Annotated in this window: 18 protein-coding genes; 9 read left to right on the top strand and 9 right to left on the bottom strand. The window is 70.6% G+C overall.

Features of this window, described 5'->3' with window-relative positions:
• Window positions 1–43: 43 nt before the first annotated feature.
• The 6 genes from KK097_RS05540 to KK097_RS05565 all read right to left on the bottom strand — a co-directional run bounded on the left by KK097_RS05540 (window position 44) and on the right by KK097_RS05565 (window position 7,604).
• Window positions 44–1,000, bottom strand: coding sequence for a cation-transporting ATPase (locus KK097_RS05540; RefSeq protein ID WP_250896473.1), 957 nt, complete (start codon window positions 998–1,000; stop codon window positions 44–46).
• A 94-nt stretch (window positions 1,001–1,094) separates the two neighbouring features.
• On the bottom strand, window positions 1,095–2,369 hold the full coding sequence (locus tag KK097_RS05545) for an FAD-binding protein (protein WP_214543978.1): 1,275 nt from the start codon (window positions 2,367–2,369) through the stop codon (window positions 1,095–1,097).
• Window positions 2,370–2,387: 18 nt separating this feature from the next.
• A complete protein-coding gene (araA, locus tag KK097_RS05550) occupies window positions 2,388–3,923 on the bottom strand; it encodes an L-arabinose isomerase (RefSeq protein WP_214543979.1) in 1,536 nt (511 codons plus the stop codon).
• Window positions 3,920–4,630, bottom strand: coding sequence for an L-ribulose-5-phosphate 4-epimerase (locus KK097_RS05555; protein ID WP_214531116.1), 711 nt, complete (start codon window positions 4,628–4,630; stop codon window positions 3,920–3,922). The genes araA and KK097_RS05555 overlap by 4 nt, the downstream gene beginning before the upstream one ends.
• Window positions 4,627–6,369, bottom strand: a complete 1,743-nt coding sequence (locus KK097_RS05560; RefSeq protein ID WP_214543980.1) for a xylulokinase — start codon at window positions 6,367–6,369, stop codon at window positions 4,627–4,629. Before KK097_RS05560 ends, KK097_RS05555 begins: the two co-directional genes overlap by 4 nt.
• A gap of 236 nt (window positions 6,370–6,605) precedes the next feature.
• Window positions 6,606–7,604, bottom strand: a complete 999-nt coding sequence (locus tag KK097_RS05565; RefSeq protein ID WP_214543981.1) for a LacI family DNA-binding transcriptional regulator — start codon at window positions 7,602–7,604, stop codon at window positions 6,606–6,608.
• 164 nt (window positions 7,605–7,768) lie between these two features.
• On the opposite strand from KK097_RS05565, the gene KK097_RS05570 reads away from it, so the two are divergent.
• The 4 genes from KK097_RS05570 (at window position 7,769) to KK097_RS05585 (ending at window position 13,123) form a co-directional block, all read left to right on the top strand.
• A complete protein-coding gene (locus tag KK097_RS05570) occupies window positions 7,769–9,778 on the top strand; it encodes a glycoside hydrolase family 127 protein (protein WP_214531110.1) in 2,010 nt (669 codons plus the stop codon).
• Window positions 9,775–11,091 (top strand): ABC transporter substrate-binding protein, encoded by a 1,317-nt coding sequence (locus KK097_RS05575; RefSeq protein ID WP_307858337.1) that lies wholly within the window; start codon window positions 9,775–9,777, stop codon window positions 11,089–11,091. Before KK097_RS05570 ends, KK097_RS05575 begins: the two co-directional genes overlap by 4 nt.
• A gap of 105 nt (window positions 11,092–11,196) precedes the next feature.
• Entirely contained in the window at window positions 11,197–12,165 is a 969-nt protein-coding gene (locus KK097_RS05580) for a carbohydrate ABC transporter permease (RefSeq protein ID WP_214543983.1), read from the top strand.
• Between the two features lie 4 nt (window positions 12,166–12,169).
• Window positions 12,170–13,123 (top strand): carbohydrate ABC transporter permease, encoded by a 954-nt coding sequence (locus tag KK097_RS05585; RefSeq protein ID WP_214543984.1) that lies wholly within the window; start codon window positions 12,170–12,172, stop codon window positions 13,121–13,123.
• 246 nt (window positions 13,124–13,369) lie between these two features.
• On the opposite strand, the gene KK097_RS05590 is transcribed toward KK097_RS05585, so the two are convergent.
• Entirely contained in the window at window positions 13,370–14,419 is a 1,050-nt protein-coding gene (locus KK097_RS05590) for a LacI family DNA-binding transcriptional regulator (protein ID WP_214531103.1), read from the bottom strand.
• Window positions 14,420–14,598: 179 nt separating this feature from the next.
• Between KK097_RS05590 and chvE the strand changes: the two genes are divergently transcribed.
• The 3 genes from chvE to mmsB all read left to right on the top strand — a co-directional run bounded on the left by chvE (window position 14,599) and on the right by mmsB (window position 18,553).
• Window positions 14,599–15,729, top strand: a complete 1,131-nt coding sequence (gene chvE / locus KK097_RS05595) for a multiple monosaccharide ABC transporter substrate-binding protein (RefSeq protein ID WP_214531101.1) — start codon at window positions 14,599–14,601, stop codon at window positions 15,727–15,729.
• Window positions 15,730–15,834: 105 nt separating this feature from the next.
• Complete coding sequence (mmsA, locus tag KK097_RS05600) at window positions 15,835–17,385, top strand: multiple monosaccharide ABC transporter ATP-binding protein (RefSeq protein ID WP_214531099.1); 1,551 nt, start codon at window positions 15,835–15,837, stop codon at window positions 17,383–17,385.
• Window positions 17,372–18,553, top strand: coding sequence for a multiple monosaccharide ABC transporter permease (mmsB, locus tag KK097_RS05605; protein WP_214531097.1), 1,182 nt, complete (start codon window positions 17,372–17,374; stop codon window positions 18,551–18,553). The genes mmsA and mmsB overlap by 14 nt, the downstream gene beginning before the upstream one ends.
• Before the next feature lie 69 nt (window positions 18,554–18,622).
• Here mmsB and KK097_RS05610 read toward each other — a convergent pair whose 3' ends face one another.
• Window positions 18,623–19,963 carry an alpha-amylase family glycosyl hydrolase gene (locus KK097_RS05610; protein ID WP_307858338.1) on the bottom strand — a complete coding sequence of 447 codons (1,341 nt, stop codon included), beginning with the start codon at window positions 19,961–19,963 and terminating at the stop codon, window positions 18,623–18,625.
• A 168-nt stretch (window positions 19,964–20,131) separates the two neighbouring features.
• On the opposite strand from KK097_RS05610, the gene KK097_RS05615 reads away from it, so the two are divergent.
• Together KK097_RS05615 and KK097_RS05620 are read left to right on the top strand one after the other, a co-directional pair.
• The gene (locus KK097_RS05615; RefSeq protein WP_250893350.1) at window positions 20,132–20,443 is read left to right on the top strand and encodes a DUF3253 domain-containing protein; all 312 of its coding nucleotides are present in this window, start codon (window positions 20,132–20,134) and stop codon (window positions 20,441–20,443) included.
• A gap of 37 nt (window positions 20,444–20,480) precedes the next feature.
• A complete protein-coding gene (locus tag KK097_RS05620; RefSeq protein WP_214543985.1) occupies window positions 20,481–21,581 on the top strand; it encodes an SDR family oxidoreductase in 1,101 nt (366 codons plus the stop codon).
• Window positions 21,582–21,595: 14 nt separating this feature from the next.
• On the opposite strand, the gene KK097_RS05625 is transcribed toward KK097_RS05620, so the two are convergent.
• A complete protein-coding gene (locus KK097_RS05625) occupies window positions 21,596–22,669 on the bottom strand; it encodes a spore photoproduct lyase family protein (RefSeq protein WP_214543986.1) in 1,074 nt (357 codons plus the stop codon).
• Window positions 22,670–22,673: the final 4 nt, after the last annotated feature.

Here is a 22,673-nt window from a genome sequence, read left to right on the forward strand (position 1 = left end):
GTCCGCCGTCCCGCTATTCCCGATGCGTTCGCACCCGAGTGCGTCAGCGGTCGAAGAGCCCACCGAGGAAGTCGTTGCCGAGGTTCGACGCCTGCTCGCCGAGGCCGGACGCCTGCTCACCGAAGCCTGCGGCCTGCTCACCGAACCCGCCGAGCAGCTGCTCGCCCTCGCCGACGATCCCCTCGACGCCACCGCCGAGGTCACCGAGCCCGAGGTCACCCATGCCCGAGGCGATCCCCTCGAAGTCGACGCCCAGGTCAGCGGCACCCGCCAGGACCGGGCCGGCGGCGGCGCTCAGCACCGCTCCCCCGGCGACCGCTGCGGCGAGGCCACCGAACGCCATCGCGCCGGCACCGACCGCTGCACCACCGGCGAAGGCGCCGCCGCGGCCCCGCCCGTTGCCCGAACGGCCCGAACCGCCGAGGACCCGTCGGACCAGACCCGGACGCGACATCTCACCGCGGGTCATCGCACGGGCCATGCCGCCCGCCGAGTCGTCGCGCAGGTGCTCGTGGGGCGGGAGCTCGGAGTTCAGGCGGTCGCGCACCTGCTGGCGCTGCGCGGGGGTGAGCCGCGCGAAGGCGTCGTGGTGGACCTGTTCGAGCTGCTCCGGCGACGAGGTGCGGAGCAGGTAGTCGTACTTCGCCAGAGCGACCTTGTCGGCGTCGGACCCGTGCTGCGGCTGCGGCTGCGGCTGCTGGCCGTACTGCTGCTGCTGGCCGTACTGCGGCTGCTGCGGCTGCGGCTGCTGCGGCTGCTGGCCGTACTGCTGTGGCTGGCCGTACTGCTGCGACGGCTGCTGGCCGTACTGCTGCGGCGGCTGCTGCTGGTTCCGGTCGTCGCCGGTCAGCTTGTCGGCGGCGCTGCGCACGATGCCACGCCAGTCGGTTCCGCCCTGCTGTGATCCGGCGCCGGGCGCGGTTCCCCCCTGCCCACGCTTCTGGAGCTGCTTGTCGATGGCCTTGGAGGCCATGCCGATGATGCGGTTGAGGTTCGCCATGCCCCGACCTTTGCGTCCTCACATGTGAACGCCCGGCGCTGCTCCGGTGCGACACCCGGACAACGCATCCCGATCCGCTGGGAAACGGCGCGGCTCAGGACAGGATGCGGGCCAGGAACGCGTTGCGGAACCGCCCCGTGGGGTCGAGGTCACGGGCGAGCGCAGCGAAGTCGGACAACCGCGGGTACGCCTCGTGCAGCCGCTCTGCACTCGCGGCCGAGACCTTGCCCCAGTGCGGCCGCGGGTCGAACGGGGCGAGCACGTCCTCGATCCGGGCGACCGCCGCGGCCACAGCGACGGCGTCCCGGCGGAACGTGAAGTGCAGGCCGACCGACTGCCGACCGGACGACGGCGCGAGCCAGGCGGTGTCGGCCGCGACGGTGCGGACCTCCGCGGCGATGAGGATCGGGGCGAACAGCGACGCCAGCGGTCGGAGCGCCTCGAGTGCGGCCACCGCTGAGCCCGCGGAGATGAGGTACTCCGCCTGGATCTCGGCCCCGGTGGACGGGGTGAACGAGGACCGGAAGTGCGGCAGCCGCTCGGACCACGGCCCCGGTACGCCGCCCTGCTCGGTGACCCCGGCCGGGTCGTTCTCCCCCGGGTGCACCGGTCCCGAGGCGGCACGGGCACCGAGCGCCACCAGGTCGACGGTCGGAGCGGCCTCGTCGACGCGGTGCTTGACCCAGACCTGCCGTGCGCCGCGGTCGTCGAACGACGTGAACATCGACACCGAGTACGCGTCGGACATGACCTGGTCGAACTGCTCGGCGACGGCGTCCCACGGCAGGTCGAGGTGGACCGTCGTGGCGACCTGGAACGTCGGCTCGATCGCGAGCTCCACCGCGGTGACGACGCCGAGCGCGCCGATCCCCACCCGGTGGGCGTCGAGCAGCCCGTCCGGCGACGAGGCGTCGACGTGCGCGAGCTCACCGGAGGCGCGCACCACGTCGAGGCCGACGACCGCCTGCGCGAGCGACGGGTTCCGCACACCGGAGCCGTGCGTTCCCGTGGCGACGGCCCCGGCCGTGGAGATGTGCGGCAGGGACGCGAGGTTCCCGAGTGCCCAGCCACGGGCCTCCAGACCGGCCGCGACCCGACTGTGCGTCATGCCGGCGGCGACCCGCACGACGCGACGCGACGTGTCGATGTCGAGCACGGGCGGCAGGTCCGACAACGACACCTGGACGGCGTCGGTGTCGGCGATGGTGTTGAACGAGTGTCGCGAGCCGAGCGCCGTCAGGCGCGGCGTCGCCGCGACGAGCTGCTGGAGCTCGTCCACCGACGTCGGGCTGGCCAGCACCGACGCGCGGTACGTGACGTTGCCCGCCCAGTTCGTGCGGGTGCGCTCGGCCGCGATCACGTCGCTCATCTCGGGGTCCTGACTCCTCTAGAAGCCGCGGTCGAGGCGGTGCCACGTCTGCTGGAGACGCAGCTCGTCGCGGAACCCGCGGGCGGTGGTGTGCTCGTCGATGACCAGGAACTCGGTGCCGACCATGGTCGCGAAGTCCTCGACGACCTGCAGGCCGACCGCCGTCGTCATCACGGTGTGGTGCGCGGCGCCGGCGGTGAGCCAGGCCTCGGCGGCGACGGGGAACGACGGCCGGGGCTCCCAGACCGCGCGGCCGACGGGCAGCTTCGGCAGGGCCTCGGTCGGGGGCACGACGTCGACGACGTTCGCGGTGAGGCGGAAGCCGTCGCGGGTGTCGGACAGCGCGACGACGACGGCCTCGCCGGAGTCGGCGGTGAAGACCAGGCGGACCGGGTCGTCCTTGCCGCCGATGCCGAGGGGGTGGATCTCGAGCGTCGGCTTCGTGGTGGTGAGTGCCGGCGAGACCTCGAGCATGTGGGCACCGAGGATCTTCTCGGCACCCGGGGTGAGGTCGTAGGTGTAGTCCTCCATCAGGGAGGCACCACCGGGCAGGCCGGCGCCGGCGACGTTCATCGCGCGGACGAGGACGGCTGTCTTCCAGTCGCCCTCGGCACCGAAACCGTAGCCGTCGGCCATCAGACGCTGCACGGCCAGGCCCGGCAGCTGCTTGAGCGAGCCGAGGTCCTCGAAGTTCGTGGTGAACGCGGCGCTGCCGTTCTGCGCGAGCAGGGTGCGGAGACCGATCTCGATGGCGGCGCCGTCGCGGAGCGCGGCGTGCCGTTCGCCGCCGGCGCTGCGGAGTGACGGGTCCACGTCGTAGTCGCGCTCGTACGTCGCCACGAGTGCGTCGACCGCTGCCGTGTCCGCTTCTGCGGCCTCCACTGCTGCCGCGAGCTCGTTGACGGCCCACGTGTTGACCTGCACGCCGAGCTCGATCTCGGCCTCGGTCTTGTCGCCCTCGGTGACGGCGACGTAGCGCATGTTGTCGCCGAAGCGCGTCAACTTCAGCGACCGGACGGCTGCCGCACCGGCCGCGGCACGGGTCCAGTTCGCGACGCGCTGCTGGACGCGGGGGTCCGAGACATGGCCGACGGCCGTGGCATGCCGGACGCCCAGGCGGGCCAGGGCGTAACCGAACTCACGGTCGCCGTGCGCGGCCTGGTTGAGGTTCATGAAGTCGAAGTCGATGTCCGCCCAGGGCAGCGTGACGTTCGCCTGCGTGTGCAGGTGCAGCAGCGGCTTGGTCAGGGCCTGCAGGCCGCCGATCCACATCTTGGCCGGGCTGAACGTGTGCATCCACGTGGTGACACCGATGACCCTGTCGTCGGCGCTCGCCTCGATGAGCGCCCGGCGGATGCCGTCGGCGTCCTTGAGCACGGGCTTCCAGACGAGCTTGACCGGCAGGTGACCGGCGAGTTCCGCGTGGACGGCCTTGCTCTGCTCCTCGACCTGACGCAGGGTCTCCTCGCCGTAGAGCCCCTGGGAGCCGGTGAGGAACCAGACCTCGTAGCTGTCGAGCGTGGCCTGGGGGGCGACGGTGGTGTCCTGCGTCATCGCATGGCTCCTTCGGGGTTCTGTCCGTAGACGTTCTGGTAGCGATCGAAGAGTCGATCGATGTCTGCTTCGGGGATCGGGACCGCGTCGCCGAGCTGCCGCGAGATGTGGACGGTCCGTGCCACGTCCTCGCACATCACGGCCGCCTTGACGGCGTCCTTCGCGTCCTTGCCGATCGTGAAGACGCCGTGGTTCTGCATCAGGACCGCACGGCTGCGGTGGCCGCTGAGGGTGTCGACGATGCCGTGGCCGATCGAGTCGTCACCGATGATCGCGAACGGGCCGACCGGGATCGGTCCGCCGAACTCGTCCGCCATCGCCGTGATGACGCACGGGATCGCCTCGGCACGCGCAGCCCAGGCGGTCGCGTACGTCGAGTGGGTGTGCACGACGCCGCCGACCTCGGGCATGTTCCGGTAGACGTAGGCGTGCGCGGCGGTGTCGCTGGACGGACCGTGCTCGTTCCCCCAGCCCTCGGCCGGCACGCCGTCGAGGGTGCAGACGACCTGGTTGGCCGGGGTCAGGTCGTCGCTCGACACACCGCTCGGCTTGATGACGAACAGGTCGGTGCCGGGCACGCGCTCGGAGACGTTGCCGCCGGTCCAGATCACCAGGCCGTAGCGGACGAGCTCGCCGTGCAGGCGCGCGACGCGTTCCCGCGTCGTCGCCACCGCCTGGCGTGTGGTCTCGTCGATCGCGTCCGTCATCGGGTCACTTCCTTCTGGGTCGTCTGGCTCGTCCGGGCCGTCTCGGTCGTGTCGGCCTGGAGGCGCGGGTCGGCGCCGTCGGTCTGCTCGGTCGGTCCTGTGGTCGCGCCGGGGCGGGTCGCCGCCGCGGCGACGTCCTGCACGGGCAGCGCGCCCCGGTAGCGCTCCAGGTACGTCTGGAACCCGGCGACGTCCGCTGGCTCGGGTTCGGCCACGTGCACAGCGTCCCCACCGAACACGGTGTCGGACAGGTAGTCGGCGAGCTGCTGGTCGGTGTGCTCGAGGTAGGCGGCCAGCACGGCGATCCCCCACGCGCCGCCTTCGCCCGCGGTCTCCTCGAGCGCGATCGGCACGCGCAACGCCGCCGCGAGGAGCCGCTGCGGGCTGCCGGGCGTGCGGAACAGCCCGCCGTGCGCGGTCATCCGGTCGACCTGCACCTGTTCGCCGTGCAGGACGTCCATGCCGATGGCCAGGGTCGCGAAGGCACCGTGCACCTCGGAGCGCACCAGGTTGCCGAGCGTGAAGCGTGCGCCAGGGGTGCGGAGCAGCAGGGGCCGACCGTCCTCGACGTGGGTGACGGGTTCGCCTGCCAGGTAGTTGAAGGAGAGCAGGCCGCCCGCGTCGGGGTCGGTGTCGTCGGCGACGGCCTCGGCGAGCAGGGTGGCGTAGACGTCGTCGATGCCGATCGGGGTCGCGCCGGTCCGCTCGCTCGAGGCCTCGGCGAAGCGCCCGAACACCCGGGCCCAGCTCGCGATCTCGCTCGCGCCGTTGTTGCAGTGCACCATCGCCACGGCGTCCCCGGCCGGGGTGGTGACGACGTCGAGTTCCTCGTGCGCGGTGGTCAGCGGCTGCTCGAGCACGACCATCGCGAAGATGCTCGTGCCGACGCTGACGTTGCCGGTGCGCGGGGCGACGGCGTTCGTCGCGACCATGCCGGTGCCGGCGTCGCCCTCCGGCGGGCAGAGCGGCGCGCCGGGTTCGAGCGTGCCGGTCGGGTCGAGCCAGGCCGCACCCGCGGGGGTCAGTTCACCGGCCTCGGCACCGGCGACGAGGACCTCGGGCAGCAGGGACCGCAGGTCCGGCACGCCGATGAGGTCCTGCGCGGTGGCGAGCATGGCGTGGTCGAAGTCCTTCGCGCCCGGGTCACCGGGGCCGCTGTCGACGGGGCCGCCCTCGATCGGGAACATGCCGCTCGCGTCACCGACACCCAGGACGTCCCGACCGGTCAGACGGCGGTGCACGTAGCCGGCCAGGGTCGTGACGCCCGCGATCTGTGCCACGTGCGGCTCGTCGTCGAGGACCGCCTGGTAGAGGTGCGCGATCGACCAGCGCAGCGGGATGTTGAACCCGAGGGCGTCGCTGAGCCGTTCGGCCGCGGGACCCGTCGAGGTGTTGCGCCAGGTGCGGAACGGCACGAGCAGTTCACCCGCGGCGTCGAAGGCGAGGTAGCCGTGCATCATCGCGCTGACGCCCACCGCGCGGTAGGTCGTCGGTCGGACGCCGTACTGCGACTCGACGTCGGCGGCCAGGGCTGCGTACGCGGCACGGAGGCCGGTCTCGACGGCCTCGAGTGAGTAGGTCCAGCGGCCGTCGACGTACTCGTTCTCCCACTCGTGGGAACCAGCTGCGATGGGGACGAGGTCCTCGTCCACCAGGCAGGCCTTGATGCGGGTGGAGCCGAGCTCGATCCCGAGTGTGGTGCGGCCGTCCACGATCCGCTGTCGGCGGTCGTCGCCCATGCGTTCCTCCAGAACCTCGTCGTCCTCAGTGAGCGCTCACATCCTGGCACGTGAGCGCTCACACACGCAACGCCGCGGCGCGCCGCCGGTCCGCCCGGTCCCGACCGAGCGCCGAGGTCGCACGACACGCCGCCGACTCTGCGCGGAGGTTCCACGAACGGCCGCTCGGATCGCCGAGCTGCGCAGATCGTGGAACCTCGGCGTCCGCGACCCGGGGGCACCGGCGGACCGGCGCCCTACGCGCCGACGGTGCTCTCGCGGATGACGAGCGACGGGGTCACGGCCGCCGACGACGCCGTCCCCCCGTCGATCAGGGCGAGGAGCGCCTGCCCGGCGACGCGCCCGAGCTCCTCGAGCCGCAGGTCCACGGTTGTGAGCGGCGGCCTGGAGGCGAGCGCCATCACGTCCCAGTCGTCGAACCCGGTGACCGCGACGTCTCCGGGCACCGAACGCCCGAGCTCCCGCAGCCGGTCGCACACGCCCCGGGCGATCTGGTCGCTGCCGCAGACGATCGCGTCGACCTCGGGCGACTCGCGAGCCAGCACGTCCACCGCCTGCCGCCCCCAGCGCTCCGACCACTCGCCGTACAGCGGGTCAGTGACCAGGTGCGACCCGAGCACCGACGTCGCCCCTGCCACCCGACGCACCGCGGAACGGTGCCGCGCCGGTCCGGTCACGATGGCGACCCGCTGCCGTCCGAGCGAGCGCACGTGCGAGGCGACGAGTGCCGACCCGGCGGCGTCGTCGAGGGTGACCGACACGTCGGCGTCGTCGGTCGAGGGCGTGAAGGCGTAGACGACGGGGATCGAGACGTCGATCGGCGGCCGGGCGTCGGCGGAGCGACCGGTCACGATGATGCCGTCGACGCCGCGGGCCGCCAGGGAGCGCAGGTAGTGGGCCTCCCGCACGTGGTCGTCGCGGGTGTCGCACAGCAGCACGGCCATCTGTCCGGCGGACAGGGCGTCCTCGGCACCGAGCAGCACCGGGATCGAGAACCGGCCGAACGAGTCGGTGGTGATCATGCCGACGGTGTAGGTCCGCCCCGACGACAGCGCACGGGCTCGGGCATCGCCGACGAACCCGAGCTTCTCGGCGGCGTCCTTCACCCGCAGCCGGGTGGCGTCCCGCAGCTGCCCGGTGCCGTTCAGCGCCTTCGACGCGGTGCCGATCGACACCCCGGCGAGCGCCGCCACGTCGGTGATCCGGATCGGCTGTCCGGTGCGTTCGAGCGTCACGGCAACCACCTTTCCGACGATCGGGACGTGCCGACGACCCTACACAAATCCGCTGGAACGCCCTTGCGCGGCGTGCACCCCGTGTCGTAACGTCCACCGCAGAAACCGTTTTCCGGGTAGCTCGAACCACCCGGACGGTGCCAGTCACATCGCAAGGAGGCGACATGACCACCACGCTCGCGACCGATCGCGGCGCGCACACCGCGACCCCGGTCCTCCCGACCGCCGACGCGCACCTCACGCTCCGGCCGCTGCCGACGGGCGACGCCCGGATCACCGGCGGCTTCTGGGCGCTCCGCCAGGAGCGCAACGGCCGCGACGCCGTGCGGAGCGGCTACCAGCAGCTCGAGACGGCCGGCAACTTCCGCAACCTCCGCATCGCCGCGGGGCTCGAGGAGGGCGAGGCCGTCGGCCCGATCTTCATGGACTCCGACGTGACGAAGTGGCTCGAGGCCGTGGCGTGGGAGTACGGCCGCGCCCCCGCCGAGGACCTGCTCGACCTGCAGCGCGAGGTCACCGCCCTGTACGCCCGGGCACAGGCGGACGACGGGTACCTGGACTCCGTCCAGCAGGTCCGTGGGAAGGGCGAGCGGTACACGGACCTCAAGTGGAGCCACGAGATGTACTGCGCCGGGCACCTCTACCAGGCAGCCGTGGCCCAGCACCGTGCGACGGGCGACACCGGGCTGCTCGAGGTCGCGATCAAGAACGCCGACCACCTGGTCCGCACGTTCGGCGACGGCACCGCACCGGACGGCACGCCGAAGACCCGCGACGTCGACGGTCACCCCGTCGTCGAGATGGGCCTGGTCGAGCTGTACCGCGAGACCGGCAACCGCGACTACCTCGACCTGGCGCACTGGTTCGTCGACGCCCGCGGGCACGGCATCATCGAGCGCGCCGGCGGTGAGCCGACCTACTTCTCCGACCGGGTGCCGAGCCGGCAGGCCACGACCGTCGAGGGGCACGCCGTCCGCGCCGTGTACCTGGCTGCGGGTGCCGTGGACGTCGCGATCGAGACCGGCGACACCGAGCTCCTCGCCGCGAGCGAGCGCCAGTTCGCCGACATGATGGCGACGAAGGCGTTCATCACGGGCGGCCTCGGGGCCCGCTGGGACTGGGAGGCGTTCGGCGACCCGTACGAACTGCCGACCGACCGCGGCTACGCCGAGACCTGCGCGGCCATCGGCGGGGTGCAGTGGGCCTGGCGACTGCTGCTCGCCACCGGCAAGCCCGGCTACGCCGACGCGATCGAGCGCCTGCTCTACAACGCGTTCCTCGCCGGGGTGAGCCTGGCCGGCACCGAGTACTTCTACGTGAACCCGCTGCAGCAGCGCGACCACGCCCACCAGGACGAGAACCGCTCCCCCGCACACGGACGCCGCGGTTGGTTCGACTGCGCCTGCTGCCCCCCGAACATCATGCGCACGTTCGCGAGCCTCGACGGCTACCTGGCGACCGCGACCGACGGCGGGCTGCAGATCCACCAGTACGCCACGGCCGACCTCGGTCCGGTGCGCGTCGAGACCGACTACCCGCACGACGGCCGCGTGGTCGTCACGGTCACCGAGGACGGACCGCTCGCCCTGGGGCTGCGTATCCCGGCCTGGTCGGACACCACGACCGTCACGGGCGCCGGCGGAGACGCGAGTCCCGCAGCGGGCACGCTCCACGTCATCGACCGCGAGTGGACCGCCGGCGACACCGTCGAGCTCGTCTTCGACACCACGCCGCACCGCTACGTCGCCGACGCCCGCATCGACGCCGCCCGCGGGCAGGTCGCGATCGAGCGCGGCCCGCTCGTGTACGCGGTCGAGCAGGCGGACCAGCAGGGCTTCACGGTCGACGACCTGACGGTCGACGCGGACGCGCCGATCACCGAGGAGCGCCGCGACGACCTGCTCGACGGGGTCGTCACGCTGCGGATCCCGGGGCACGCCCCGGCCGAGCACGCGCAGCCGGCCTGGCCGTACCAACGGCTGGACGGGCCGGGAGGCGCGACCACGGCCCGCGACGCGACCAGCGTCGACGACGTGGCCGGTCCGCAGGGCGCGACCACGGGCCTCCAGGCCGGTCACGACGGTCGCGACGTCACCGCGACCGCGGTCCCGTACTACGCGTGGGCCAACCGGGGAGCCGCGCCGATGCGCGTCTGGCTCCCGCTGGCGCGGTGACCGGCGTGGACCGCCGAGCGTTCCTCGTCGGCGGCGTCGCCGGCGGGGCCGCCCTCGCCCTGGCCGGGTGCTCCGGCACGCTGCCGAAGGTCGACGCGGAGCCCGCGAGCTTCGGGAAGGACGCGACCGGCACCGTGCAGGTGTGGTGCCGATCGGCGACCCAGGCCGGCCTGACGTCGGCCGTCGCCGGGTTCAACAAGGCGAACCCGGAACTGCAGGTCCAGCTGACGCCCGTGCCGGACGCGCAGTACGTGACCAAGCTCGCGACCGCGATCCGCGGGGGTGAGCCGCCGGACGTCGTGGACATCGACGACATCAACTCGCAGCTGTTCATCTTCCGCGAGGCGTTCGCCGACCTGACCGACGTGGTGAAGGGCCTCGACTACTTCGACGCGATCTCGCCGGGGCACCTGCGGCTGCTCGAGTACCGCGACCGGTACTACGGACTGCCCTACCTGGCGGACAACTCGCAGCTGTTCGTGAACACCGAGCTGTTCGAGCGGGCGGGCCTCGACGTCGAGGAGTCGACGAAGGACCTGTCGACGCTGCTCGACGCGGCGAAGGCCATCCGGAAGCTCGACGACGACGTGTACGGCTGGTCGATCTCCGGCAACGCCGCCGGCATCATCGGCTTCGTCACCCAGCCGCACGTGTGGGCGACCGGGGTCGACATGATGACCGGCGAGGTGGGATCCCAGCGGGCGAACATCACCGGCAACGAGGCCCTCGAACGCATGCTCGAGTTCTACCGGCAGCTGTGGCAGGACGGCGTGCTGTCGAAGGCGACGTACTCCGACGCCGGCACCACGTGGGGCGCCGACTTCCGGGCCGGCAAGGTGGGGATCTTCCCGACCTCGTACGGGGCGACCGTGCCCGCGGCCACGAAGGCGATGCGGGCGAAGATGCAGACGGTGCTCATCCCGTCGTGGGACGGCCAGCGGTCGTTCTTCGACGGTGGTGACAACATGTGCATCCCGAACGGGGCGGCGAACCCGTCCGGCGGATGGGCGTTCATGCAGTACGCGAACAGCCTGCAGCAACAGCAGGCGCTGCCGGACGGCGGGTACTTCCCGACGCGGTCGGACGCCGCCACCCCCGAGTACCGCAAGCGGTTCCCGCTGGCGTACGGGCCGCTCGACGCCATCGAGGAGGGCTACGCACCGCAGACGCTGGCGTACAACCTGCTCAACAACCAGCCGTCGTCGCCGTACTTCGCGATGTTCCGCGAGGCCGTGTTCGGGTCGGGGAGCGCTGCCGCCATGCGGACGGCGCAGTCCGACTACCAGCGGATCCTCGACCAGGTGCAGGCCTGAGCCTGCATGCCTGTCTTCTCCGCTCGTCTCGCTCGTCTCGCTCGTCTCGCTCGTCTCGCTCGTCTCGCTCGTCTCGCTCTTGTTGATGCACAGAGAGGTGCACGCATGTCGACCATCTCCACCCGGCGCCCCGCCGGCCGGACCGGCGCGGGCCGTCCCACGGTGGGCCGCGGCCCGGGGCGTGGCGGCCCCGTCCGGACCCGCAACTCGCTCACCCACCCGCCGCGCACCGGCGCGGTCCTCGTCGCCCCGGCGATCCTGTTCGTCGCCGTCTTCGTGCTCGTCCCGCTCGTGTTCGCGCTGTACATCTCGTTCACGAACTGGCCCCTGATCGGCCCGTACCGGTTCATCGGGCTGCAGAACTACCTGACGCTGTTCCAGGACCCGACGTTCGTGCACGCGATCGGCTACACGCTGCTGTACACGGCGATCGTGACCCTGCCGATCCTGGCGCTCGGGTACTTCCTCGCCGTGCTCGTCCGGGCCCGCCGCCGTGGCAGCACGGTCCTGCGCACGGTGTTCTTCCTGCCGTACGTGGTCGGGCTGACGACGCTCTCGTTCATGCTCGTGCTCGAGGCACAGCCGAACTCCGGGGCCGTCAACATGGTGCTCCGCTGGCTCGGGATCAGCGACGGCAGCACCGCGTGGCTCGTGAACGGTCCGCTGGCGACGCTGCTCATCTGCGTCCTCGTGGTCTGGGCGGTGTCCGGGCTGACCATGGTGCTGCTCATGTCGGCCATGCAGGGCGTCCCCGACGAGGTCTACGAGTCGGCGCAGCTCGAGGGGGCGTCGTGGTGGCAGACCGAGCGCCTCATCACGTTCCCGATGATCCGCTCGACCGTCGCCCTGAGCGTCATCATCTCGGTGATCGGGTCGCTGCTCGCCTTCAACCAGTTCTACATCCTGACCCAGGGCGGGCCGGGCACCGAGACCACCACGATCGTGAACGCGATCTACAACCGCGGGTTCGTGAACCTGCAGCTCGGGGCCGCGACCGCCCAGTCGATCGCCCTCGTCGTGGTGATCGCCGCCGTGACGGTGTTCCAGTTCTGGGCACTGCGAGAGAAGGACTGACGCCATGAGCACCACGACCTCCCGTGCGGCCCTCGCGGCGCCGGACCTGTCCACCCGGGCCCTCACCACCTCGGGCGACGGCCGACGTCGGCGCCACCACCAGGGCAGCGTCCAGCACCCGCGCGACACCACCGTCAAGCGCACCCTGTACGCGATCGCCGGCATCGGTTCCGCGCTCGTGTTCGGCGTCCCGCTCATCTGGTCGATCCTGCGGGCGTTCCAGTCCGAGGCCGTCATCACGCAGGCCCCGGACCCGGCGACGTTCTTCCAGCTCGGCTGGCAGAACTTCGCCGCCGTGTTCGCCTCGTCGTCGCACCTGCTCACCGGCGTGGTGAACTCGCTCATCGTGTCGATCGCCACGGCGGTGCTGACCGCGGTCATCGCGACGATGGCCGGCTACGGCTTCGCGCGCTTCCGGTTCCGGGGCGCGGGACTCGTGTTCGGCCTGGTGCTGCTGACGATGATGGTGCCGTTCCAGGCCATCCTCACGCCGCTGTACCTCGAGATGAACGCGATGGGGCTGACGAACTCGCTGCTCGGGCTCGTGCTGTTCTACACGACGGTGAACCTGCCGTTCGGGGTCTTCGTGATGCGCAACGCGTTCGAGTCGATCCCCACCGAACTCGAGGACTCGGCCTTCGTCGACGGGGCCTCGCGCTTCCGGGTCGTCGTGTCGGTGCTCCGCCCACTGCTCCTGCCCGGGGCGGCGACCGCGGCGCTGTACGCGTTCCTGGCGTCGTGGACGGAGTTCCTCGGAGCCCTGACGTTCCTGACGAAGGACTCGCTGTACACGCTGCCGGTCGCGCTGCTCAACCTGCAGACCGGGGCGTACGGGCAGGTGTCGTACGGCAACCTCGTCGCCGGGTCGGTCGTGGCGATGATCCCGTGCATCGCGCTGTACGTCGGGTTGCAGCGGTTCTACGTCGCCGGGCTGTCGTCCGGGGCGTTGAAGGGCTGACGGTCGGGTCAGCTCGGGGTCGTGCGCGGCCTCGCACCGTGCGCAGTTACCCGGCCGGTGCGGGGCCGGCACGACCCCGCACCGTGCGCGGCCCCGCGGCCGGTGCGGGGTAGCCCGCTCGGTGCGGGACTGTAGCGCCGCACCGCGCGATCAGCCTCGCACCGGCCGTACAACACCGCACCGTGCGCCGCGGCCCCGCGCACGGAAGAACCCCGCACAACCCGGACAACACCGCACCGTGCGCGCCTACGTGCTGCGCCGCACCACCAACTCGGGCGCGAGCAGCGTCTCGTCGCGGGGCTCCCCCTCGACCAGGGCCCGCACCGTGTCGAGCACCCGCTCCCCCATCGCCCGGAAGTCCTGCCGCACGGTGGTCAGCGGCGGCGTGAAGTGCGCGGCCTCGGGGACGTCGTCGAACCCCACGACCGCGATGTCGTCGGGAACCCGCAGTCCCTCGTCGGCGAAGGCGTGCAGGACCCCGAGGGCCATCTGGTCGTTGCCCGCGAAGACCGCGTCCACCGTCGTCACGTCGATGTGCCGCGCAGCCGCGAAGCCGCTCGCCGGGGTCCAGTCGCCCTCGAGCACGACCGGTTCGAGCCCGGCGTCCTGCATGATCCGCAGGTACGTCGCCCGGCGCACCTCGGACTCCTGGGACACGTGCGGCCCGGCGATGTGCACGATCCGGCGGTGCCCGCGGTCGAACAGGTGCTGCATGACGAGCGAGGTGCCGGCAGCCTGGTCGATCGCGACGGCGGCGACGCTCGGCGCGACCGGGGTCCGGACAGCGTCGCGCTGCACCGCGTTCGACACCACGACGGGGACCGTGACCGGCACGGTGAGCGAGGCGAGGGCGTCGAGCACCCGGTTGTCGGCGGCGACCAGGACGATCGCGGCGACGTCCTGCGCCAGCAGTGTGGTGAGCGCACCGGACAGGTCGGACGGCCGCGGTTCCTCGGGCAGGGTCGACAGCAGCACGTGGTACCCGGCCGAACGGGCGGCCCGTTCGAAGCCGATCGAGGTGCTCGACGGGCCGTACAGCGCGTCGCCGGCGGTGATGATGCCGAGCGCCTTGCTCCGTCCCCCGGCGAGCGCCCGGGCGGCCGCGCGGGGCCGGTACCCGAGCGCGGTGACGGCGTCGGTGACCTGCGTCCGGTACTGCTCCCGCACCGTCGGGTCGCCGTTGATCACGCGCGAGACGGTCTGGTGGGACACGCCGGCGCGTTCGGCGACGTCGAAGATCGTCGGGGCCTTCCGGCGCTTGCCGCCCTTGCCCTCGGGGGCGGTCGTGGTGCTCACGTCGCCAACCGTACCGCTCGGTCCGGGCACCGCGGCAAGATCACGAAACGGCGGTGTTGAGTTGACACCCCGTCACGGAACCCACAAGATGTGAGCGCTCACACGAGCGCATCCCACGGGGCACAGCAGCCCCGGCACCCGAGGCGTCGAGGACGACGCGAAGGAACAGAGGTACTTCGATGATGAAGCGCAGGATCATCGCGGGCGTCGCAGCCGTCGGCATCGCGATCTCGCTGGCAGCCTGCTCGGCCGGCGGCCGTGCATCCACCGAGGGCGGCGACAGCGGCGACTCGAACAAGGGCGCCCTGGTCGGCGTCGCGATGCCCACCAAGGTCTCCGAGCGGTGGATCAAGGACGGCGACGCCGTCAAGAGCGACCTCGAGAAGGCCGGCTACAAGGTCGACCTCGAGTACGCGGACAACAAGATCCCGCAGCAGGTCCAGCAGGTCAGCAACATGATCACCAAGGGCGCGAAGGTCCTGATCGTCGCGTCGATCGACGGCGGTTCGCTGTCCGACCAGCTCGACGCCGCCGCCAAGGCCGGCATCAAGGTGATCTCCTACGACCGCCTGCTCACCGGCAACAAGAACGTCGACTACTACGTGTCGTTCGACAACGAGAAGGTCGGTGTCGACCAGGCGAACAGCCTGCTCACCGGCCTCGGCGTGCTCGACGAGGACGGCAAGGAGACGGACGAGAAGGGTCCGTTCAACATCGAGGTGTTCGCCGGCTCGCCCGACGACAACAACGCCACGTTCTTCTTCAACGGCGCGATGAAGACCCTCAAGCCGTACATCGAGGACGGCACCATCACCATCGGCTCCGGCCAGGACGGCTTCACGCAGGCCGCCACGCAGCAGTGGGACCCGGCGACCGCCAAGTCCCGCATGCAGAACCTCGTCGCGAAGTCGTACTCCGGCGGCACGAAGCTCGACGGCGTCCTCTCGCCGTACGACGGCATGTCGATCGGCATCATCTCCGCGCTGCAGGGCGCCGGCTACGGCACCGACAGCCGCCCCCTGCCGATCATCACCGGTCAGGACGCCGAGGCCGCCAGCGTGAAGTCGATCGTCGAGGGCCAGCAGTACTCGACCATCTACAAGGACACCCGCCAGCTCGCCGAGAAGTCGGCGTCGATGGCCGAGGACCTGCTCGCCGGCAAGGAGCCGGAGGTGAACGACACGAAGACCTACGACAACAAGGTCAAGGTCGTCCCGACGTTCCTCTTCCAGCCCACGGTCGTCACGAAGGACAACTACCAGAAGGTCCTCATCGACTCGGGCTACTACACCGACGCCGACCTGAAGTAGGTCGCAACCCATCTGTCGGACCGGAGGCGCGGGTCGACCCCGCCCCGCGCCTCCAGTCCGTCTCCACCTGCGCGCCGCGAGCGCGCACTACGGAAGGCGGTCGACGTGACGGACACCATCCTCGAGATGCGTGACATCACCAAGACGTTCCCCGGCGTCAAGGCGCTCCAGGGGGTCTCCATCGAGGTCGAGCGTGGCCAGGTCCACGCGATCTGCGGTGAGAACGGCGCCGGCAAGTCGACGCTCATGAAGGTGCTGTCGGGCGTGTACCCGGCCGGTTCCTTCGACGGCGAGATCCTGCTCGACGGCGAACCCGTGCGGTTCGCGAACATCAACGACTCCGAGGCAGCCGGCGTCGTCATCATCCACCAGGAGCTGGCGCTCAGCCCGTTCCTGTCGATCGCGGAGAACATCTTCCTCGGCAACGAGCGCTCCAAGGGCGGCTTCATCGACTGGAACAAGACGAACCTGGCGGCGGCCGAGCTCCTGCAGCGCGTCGGCCTCAAGGACAACCCGGTCACGAAGATCGTGGACATCGGTGTCGGCAAGCAGCAGCTCGTCGAGATCGCGAAGGCGCTGTCGAAGCAGGTGAAGCTCCTCATCCTCGACGAGCCCACGGCAGCCCTGAACGACGACGACTCCGCGCACCTGCTCGAGCTCATCCGCTCGCTGCAGGCCGAGGGCATGACGGCGATCATCATCAGCCACAAGCTCAACGAGATCAAGGCGATCGCGGACAAGGTCACGATCATCCGCGACGGCAAGACGATCGAGACGCTCGACATGCACGCCGACGAGGTCTCCGAGGACCGGATCATCCGCGGCATGGTCGGCCGCGACCTGTCCACCCGCTACCCCGTCCGGGAGCCCCGCATCGGCGAGGAGCTCCTGCGGATCGAGGACTGGACCGTCCACCACCCGCTCGACGGCTCACGCGAGATCATCCACCAGGCCAACCTCACGGTCCGCGCCGGTGAGATCGTCGGCATCGCGGGCCTGATGGGTGCCGGACGCACCGAGCTCGCGATGAGCGTCTTCGGGCAGTCGTACGGCACCGGGATCAGCGGCACCGTCTACAAGCGGGGCACCCCGATCAAGACGCACACGGTGACGCAGGCCATCGACAACGGCATCGCCTACGTCACCGAGGACCGCAAGCGCTACGGCCTGAACCTGATCGACGACATCAAGCGGAACGTCTCCGGGTCGGCGCTCGGCAAGCTCGCCAACTGGGGCTTCGTCAACGCGTCCCACGAGACGACCGTCGCCGGCAAGTTCCTCAAGGACCTGAACATCAAGGCGCCGAACGTCGACGTGCTGACCGGCAAGCTCTCCGGCGGCAACCAGCAGAAGGTCGTGCTGTCGAAGTGGATGTACGCCGACCCCGACGTGCTCATCCTCGACGAACCCACGCGCGGCATCGACGTCGGCGCGAAGTACGAGATCTACACGATCATCAACCAGCTCGCCGACCAGGGGAAGGCGATCATCGTGATCTCCTCCGAACTCCCCGAACTGCTCGGCATCTGTGACCGCATCTACACGCTCTCCGAGGGCACCATCACGGCTGATGTGCCCCGCTCCGAGGCCACACCCGAGGTCCTCATGCAGTACATGACCCAGGAACGGGAGACCCCTGTCAATGAACGCGCTTAAGTCCGCCGCCGGCTACCTCACCGGGCAGCTCCGACAGATCGGCCTGTTCATCGCGCTGATCGTCATCGTCATCTTCTTCCAGGTGACGACGAACGGCATCACGCTGGCCCCGATCAACGTCTCGAACCTGATCGTCCAGAACAGCTACATCCTCATCCTCGCGATCGGCATGGTGATGGTCATCATCGCCGGGCACATCGACCTGTCCGTCGGGTCGGTCGTCGCCTTCACCGGTGCCATGGCCGGCGTGATGATCACGCAGTGGGGCCTCCCCTGGCCCGTCGCCGTGGTCCTCTGCCTCGTCATCGGCGCCCTGGTCGGCGCCTGGCAGGGCTTCTGGATCGCCTACTTCGGGATCCCGGCGTTCATCGTGACCTTGGCGGGCATGCTCGCCTTCCGCGGTGCCGCCCAGATCGCCCTGCAGAACCAGCAGATCTCGCCGTTCCCGTCGGGCTTCCGCTCGCTCGGATCCGGCTTCCTGCCGGCCTTCGGCACGAGCGGCTACGAGCCCCTCACGATGATCCTCGGCGTCGCCGCGGCCGCCGTCATGGTCGTCGTCGCGTTCCGTGGGCGCGCCACCCGTCGCAAGTACCAGCTCGAGGCCGAGCCGTTCCTGTGGTTCATCGTGAAGCTCGTCTTCGGTGTCGCGCTCGTCATGTACATCGCGCTGCTGCTCGCCAGCTACAACGGCACCCCGATCGTGCTCGTCATCCTCGGTGTGCTCGTGGTCGTGTACTCGCTGATCATGCGGAGCGCCGTCTTCGGCCGCCACATCTACGCGATCGGTGGCAACGCCCTCGCCGCGCAGCTGTCCGGTGTGAAGACGAAGCGGGTCACGTTCCTGCTGTTCGTCAACATGGGTGTCATCTCGGCCCTGGCCGGCGTGGTCTTCACCGGCCAGCTCAACCTCGCCTCGCCGAGCGCGGGCAACGGCTTCGAGCTCGACGCCATCGCCGCGGTGTTCATCGGTGGCGCGGCCGTCACCGGTGGCATCGGCACCGTGCCGGGAGCCATCATCGGTGGTCTCATCATCGGCATCCTGAACAACGGCATGTCGATCCTCGGTGTCGGCACCGAGTTCCAGTCCCTCATCAAGGGCCTGGTGCTGCTCGCCGCCGTCGCGTTCGACGTGTTCAACAAGCGCCGGGCGGCGTCCGCGCGCAAGTAGCGCGTTCGCGCTTGTTCGCTTGGTGAGCAGAAACGGTCGGGTCCTCGATGGGGACCCGACCGTTTCTGCTCACGATCGGGACAGGACGGCCCAACCCCCGGCCGGGAGGCGCAGGGTCCCGTCCCCGAGATCGGCGCCGCCCGCCTCGACCTGCGTCGCGTCGGCCACGGGCACCTCGACGGGGTCGTCCGACAGGTTCAGGGCGGTCACCACGGCGGCGTCCGCCGTCGCGGTCCGCAGCACCACGGCGGTGTTGGTCAGGTGCACGACGTCGGTGTGCGCCCGGTGCAGCCACGGGTTCCGGCGGCGCAGGGCGATGAGGGCCTCGTACGCGTGGGTCAGGGCGGTAGGCTCCGGCACCTCGGCCGGGAACTCCGGTCGGACCGCGTCGTCGCCGCCCTCGCGTTCCTCCTTGACCGCGGTCCAGCCGTACTCGTCGCCGGCGTAGACCACGGGGGTCCCCGCCACGGTGAAGAGCACGGCGGCGGCGTGCCCGGCGAACCGCTCCCCCACCGCGCTGGCGATGCGGGTGACGTCGTGGTTGCCGACGAAGGTGGTCGGAGCGAAGGTGGCGAGCAGGGCGTCGTGCCGCTCGATCGCGTGCGCGAGTTCGTGGCCGTTGCGGTCGGCGATCCCGTGCCAGATGCCCTGCCAGAGCTCGTACTGCGTCAGCGAGTCCATCGTCGACTCCTGCGCGATCACCGCAGCGTCCCCGTGGATCACCTCGCCGCTGAACCAGGCGTCCGGGAACCGCTCCCGCACACGCGGCAGCACCCGCGCCCAGAACGCCGGCGGCACCGCGTAGGCCGCGTCGAGCCGCCATCCGTCGACCCCGCGCGCCAGCCAGTGCGTCATCACCTCGACGACGAGGTCCTCGGTCGCGCGGCTCCCGTGGTCCAGTGCGACGAGGATGTCGTGGCCCTCGAACAGTCCGACGGGCACGGGCTGCCCCGGCTGCCACCCGGACCAGTCGATCGCGAACAGGTCGGCGGTCGGCGCCTCCGGCCCCTGCTCGGCCAAGGCCCGGAAGGCCGGGTGCTCACGCCCCACGTGGTTGAAGACGCCGTCGAGCAGCACCCGCACGCCCCGCTCGTGCGCCGCGGCCACGAGGGCGTCGAAGTCGCTGTCGTCACCGAGCCGGGGGTCGATGCGGAAGTGGTCCACGGTGTCGTAGCCGTGCGTCGAGGCCGCGAACACCGGACCGAGCAGCAGGCCGTTCAGACCGAGGTCGACGACGTGGTCGAGCCACCCGGTCAGGCGGTCGAGGCGGTGTTCGAGCGGACGCTCCCCCACCGGTGACGCGGGGCGGACCTCGGCGCCGACGAAGCCGAGCGGGTAGACGTGCCACCACATCACGTGCTCCACCCAGGCCGGTTCGGACGGTCGGGCGGGCGCGGTGTCGGGGTTCACTGCTCCGATGCTGCCAGCCGCACCTGGGCTGCGCGCGTGGGACCTGGGTACGGAGGTGCACGGCAGGACGAGGATGGGGCCATGGGACGGGCGATCAGGACGGAAGCCGATGCCTCGGCATCGGGGGCGGCACACGCCGAACGGACGTGTGCCTCGTGCGGTCGTCGGATGCCGTCCTCCGCGGCGCCGGAGACGAAGTGGTGCTCGGGAGCCTGCCGTCGGCACGGTCTCGACGACACCGATCGTGCCCTCGAGCAGCGCATCGACGAACTGCTCGCGGCACGGGCACGGACCTCGAGCATCTGCCCGTCCGAGGTCGCACGCTCGCTCGACCCGGACGACTGGCGGCCGCTGATGGAGCCGGCTCGGCGGGCGGCACGACGGATGGTCGCCCGGGGCGAGGTCGAGATCACCCAGGGCGGTTCCGTCGTCGACCCGTCCACCGCGAAGGGCCCGATCCGCATCCGCCGTCCGCGTTGAGGGAACACGTGTCGCCCAACGTGGGTTGCATCGAGGGATGACTGCAACCGGATCGACCGAACCGACCCCTGCCCGCCGCGAAGCCCTGGTCGTCGGAGCCAGTGGCATCACCGGTTCCGCCCTGGTGCGCCACCTGCTCGATCTGGGCTGGGACCTGACGGCGCTCTCCCGCCGACCGCTCGCTGAACAGGGTGTCAGGACCGTCGCAGCCGACCTGCGCGACCCCGAGAGCCTGGCGGCCGCACTCGCCGACGAACACCCGACCCACGTCTTCTTCACCGCCTGGCAGCGGCAGGACACCGAGGCGGAGAACATCCGCGTGAACGGCGGCATGGTCCGCGACCTGCTCGTGGCACTGTCGCACGCTCCGCTCGAGCACGTCGCCCTGGTCACCGGCCTGAAGCACTACCTCGGCCCGTTCGAGGCGTACGCCGCCGGCGAGATGCCCGACACCCCCTTCCACGAAGAGGAACCGCGCCTCGACACCCCGAACTTCTACTACGCGCAAGAGGACGAGCTCTTCGCAGCCGCCGAACGCCAGGGGTTCACCTGGTCCGTGCACCGCTCGCACACGGTGATCGGGCACGCGGTCGGCAACGCCATGAACATGGGCCTCACACTCGCCGTGCAGGCCACGCTGGCGAAGGAACTCGACCTGGACTTCGTGTTCCCGGGAAGCGAGGCCCAGTGGAACGGCCTGACCGACATGACCGACGCCGGCATCCTCGCCGAGCACATGGTGTGGGCATCGACGTCACCCGAGGGTGCAGACGAGCCGTTCAACATCGTCAACGGTGACGTCTTCCGGTGGCGCTGGATGTGGCCGCGCCTGGCCGCGCACCTCGGTGTCGACCCCGCGCGCGTCGTGGGCTACCAGGACGCTCCGCGACCGCTCGAGGAGCAGATGGCGCCGTACGAGTCCGAGTGGGCCGGCATCGCCGAGCGCCACGGTCTCGCCGAGGCCGACATCACCCGGCTCGCCTCGTGGTGGCACACCGACGCCGACCTCGGTCGTGCGATGGAGGTCGTCACCGACATGGGCAAGAGCCGTGAGGCCGGGTTCACGGCGTTCCGGCGGACCGAGCAGGCCTTCGCGGACCTGTTCGCCCGGTACCGGACCGACCGCCTCATCCCCTGATCGGTCGGGGCTGGTCAGAAGGCGTACCGGATCCGGCAGGACGGCAGGTGCTCGGCCACGAGTTCGCGGAAGCGCTCGACGAGCTGCCCCTTCATGCCGGACCGGTAGCGCACGTTCACGGCCCCGTTCTGGGACACCTTCTGCTCCTGCAGGTCCGGACGCCACAGCAGGTCCTCGGCCTTGGGGTGCCATCCGAGGTTGACCTCGTGCAGGGGTTGGTTGTGCGTCAGGAAGATCACCTCGGCCGCGAGCTGCGCCTTGGCGGGCGGGGACAGCACGTCGTCGACCTGCCGGAGCAGCTCGGCCCAGTCCGACTCCCACGTCGGCGTGAGGATGACCGGCGAGAAGTTCAGGTGGACCTCGTACCCGGCGTCGACGAAGTCGTTCACCGCGGCGATCCGCTCGGCGATCGGGCTGGTGCGGATGTCGGTGACCTTCGCGGTCTCGTGCGGCATCAGCGAGAAACGGATCCGGGTCCGGCCCATCGGGTCCCAGTCGAGCAGGTCGCGGTTGACGTACTTCGTGGCGAACGAGGCCTTGGCCGTCGGCGTCATCCGGAACAAGTCGCAGAGGTCGCGGACGTTGTCGCTGATCATCGCGTCGACCGAGCAGTCGCTGTTCTCGCCGATGTCGTAGACCCAGGACTCCGGGTCGCACTGGTTCGGTTCGGTCTTCGGCCCCTGCTTGGCGATGTTCCGAGCCACGTGCTTGGTGATCTGGTCGATGTTCGCGAACACCGTGACCGGGTTGCTGTAGCCCTTGCGCCGCGGCACGTAGCAGTAGGCACACGCCATCGCGCAGCCGTTCGCGGTGGACGGTGCGATGAAGTCGGCGGAGCGACCGTTCGGCCGGGTCACCAGCGACTTCTTCACGCCGAGCACGAGCGCCTCGGTCTTGATCCGCACCCAGCGCTGGACGTTCCGTTCGTCACCGTGCACCTCGGGGATGTTCCAGTGCGACTCGACCGGGACGATCTCGGCATCCGGCCAGCGCCCGACGATCTCCTGCCCGCGCTGCAGTTCGAGCGCGGCCGGCTCGGCGTAGATGCGTCGGACGTCGAGCATCGGGCGGACGCGTTCGTGGCTCATCGGC

The organism is Curtobacterium flaccumfaciens (assembly GCF_018598405.1).
Taxonomy (GTDB): Bacteria; Actinomycetota; Actinomycetes; order Actinomycetales; family Microbacteriaceae; genus Curtobacterium; species Curtobacterium aurantiacum.

What these genes read in the sequence shown, in the direction of transcription:
- KK097_RS05560 (WP_214543980.1), bottom strand. Translation starts at nt 6,369, where the DNA reads ATGGGCGACGACCGCCGACAGCGGATCGTGGACGGCCGCACCACACTC.
- KK097_RS05615 (WP_250893350.1), top strand. Translation starts at nt 20,132, where the DNA reads ATGCCGTCCTCCGCGGCGCCGGAGACGAAGTGGTGCTCGGGAGCCTGC.
- KK097_RS05580 (WP_214543983.1), top strand. Translation starts at nt 11,197, where the DNA reads ATGTCGACCATCTCCACCCGGCGCCCCGCCGGCCGGACCGGCGCGGGC.
- KK097_RS05620 (WP_214543985.1), top strand. Translation starts at nt 20,481, where the DNA reads ATGACTGCAACCGGATCGACCGAACCGACCCCTGCCCGCCGCGAAGCC.
- mmsB (WP_214531097.1), top strand. Translation starts at nt 17,372, where the DNA reads ATGAACGCGCTTAAGTCCGCCGCCGGCTACCTCACCGGGCAGCTCCGA.
- chvE (WP_214531101.1), top strand. Translation starts at nt 14,599, where the DNA reads ATGATGAAGCGCAGGATCATCGCGGGCGTCGCAGCCGTCGGCATCGCG.
- KK097_RS05570 (WP_214531110.1), top strand. Translation starts at nt 7,769, where the DNA reads ATGACCACCACGCTCGCGACCGATCGCGGCGCGCACACCGCGACCCCG.
- araA (WP_214543979.1), bottom strand. Translation starts at nt 3,923, where the DNA reads ATGACGCAGGACACCACCGTCGCCCCCCAGGCCACGCTCGACAGCTAC.
- KK097_RS05555 (WP_214531116.1), bottom strand. Translation starts at nt 4,630, where the DNA reads ATGACGGACGCGATCGACGAGACCACACGCCAGGCGGTGGCGACGACG.
- KK097_RS05545 (WP_214543978.1), bottom strand. Translation starts at nt 2,369, where the DNA reads ATGAGCGACGTGATCGCGGCCGAGCGCACCCGCACGAACTGGGCGGGC.
- KK097_RS05585 (WP_214543984.1), top strand. Translation starts at nt 12,170, where the DNA reads ATGAGCACCACGACCTCCCGTGCGGCCCTCGCGGCGCCGGACCTGTCC.
- KK097_RS05540 (WP_250896473.1), bottom strand. Translation starts at nt 1,000, where the DNA reads ATGGCGAACCTCAACCGCATCATCGGCATGGCCTCCAAGGCCATCGAC.
- KK097_RS05625 (WP_214543986.1), bottom strand. Translation starts at nt 22,669, where the DNA reads ATGAGCCACGAACGCGTCCGCCCGATGCTCGACGTCCGACGCATCTAC.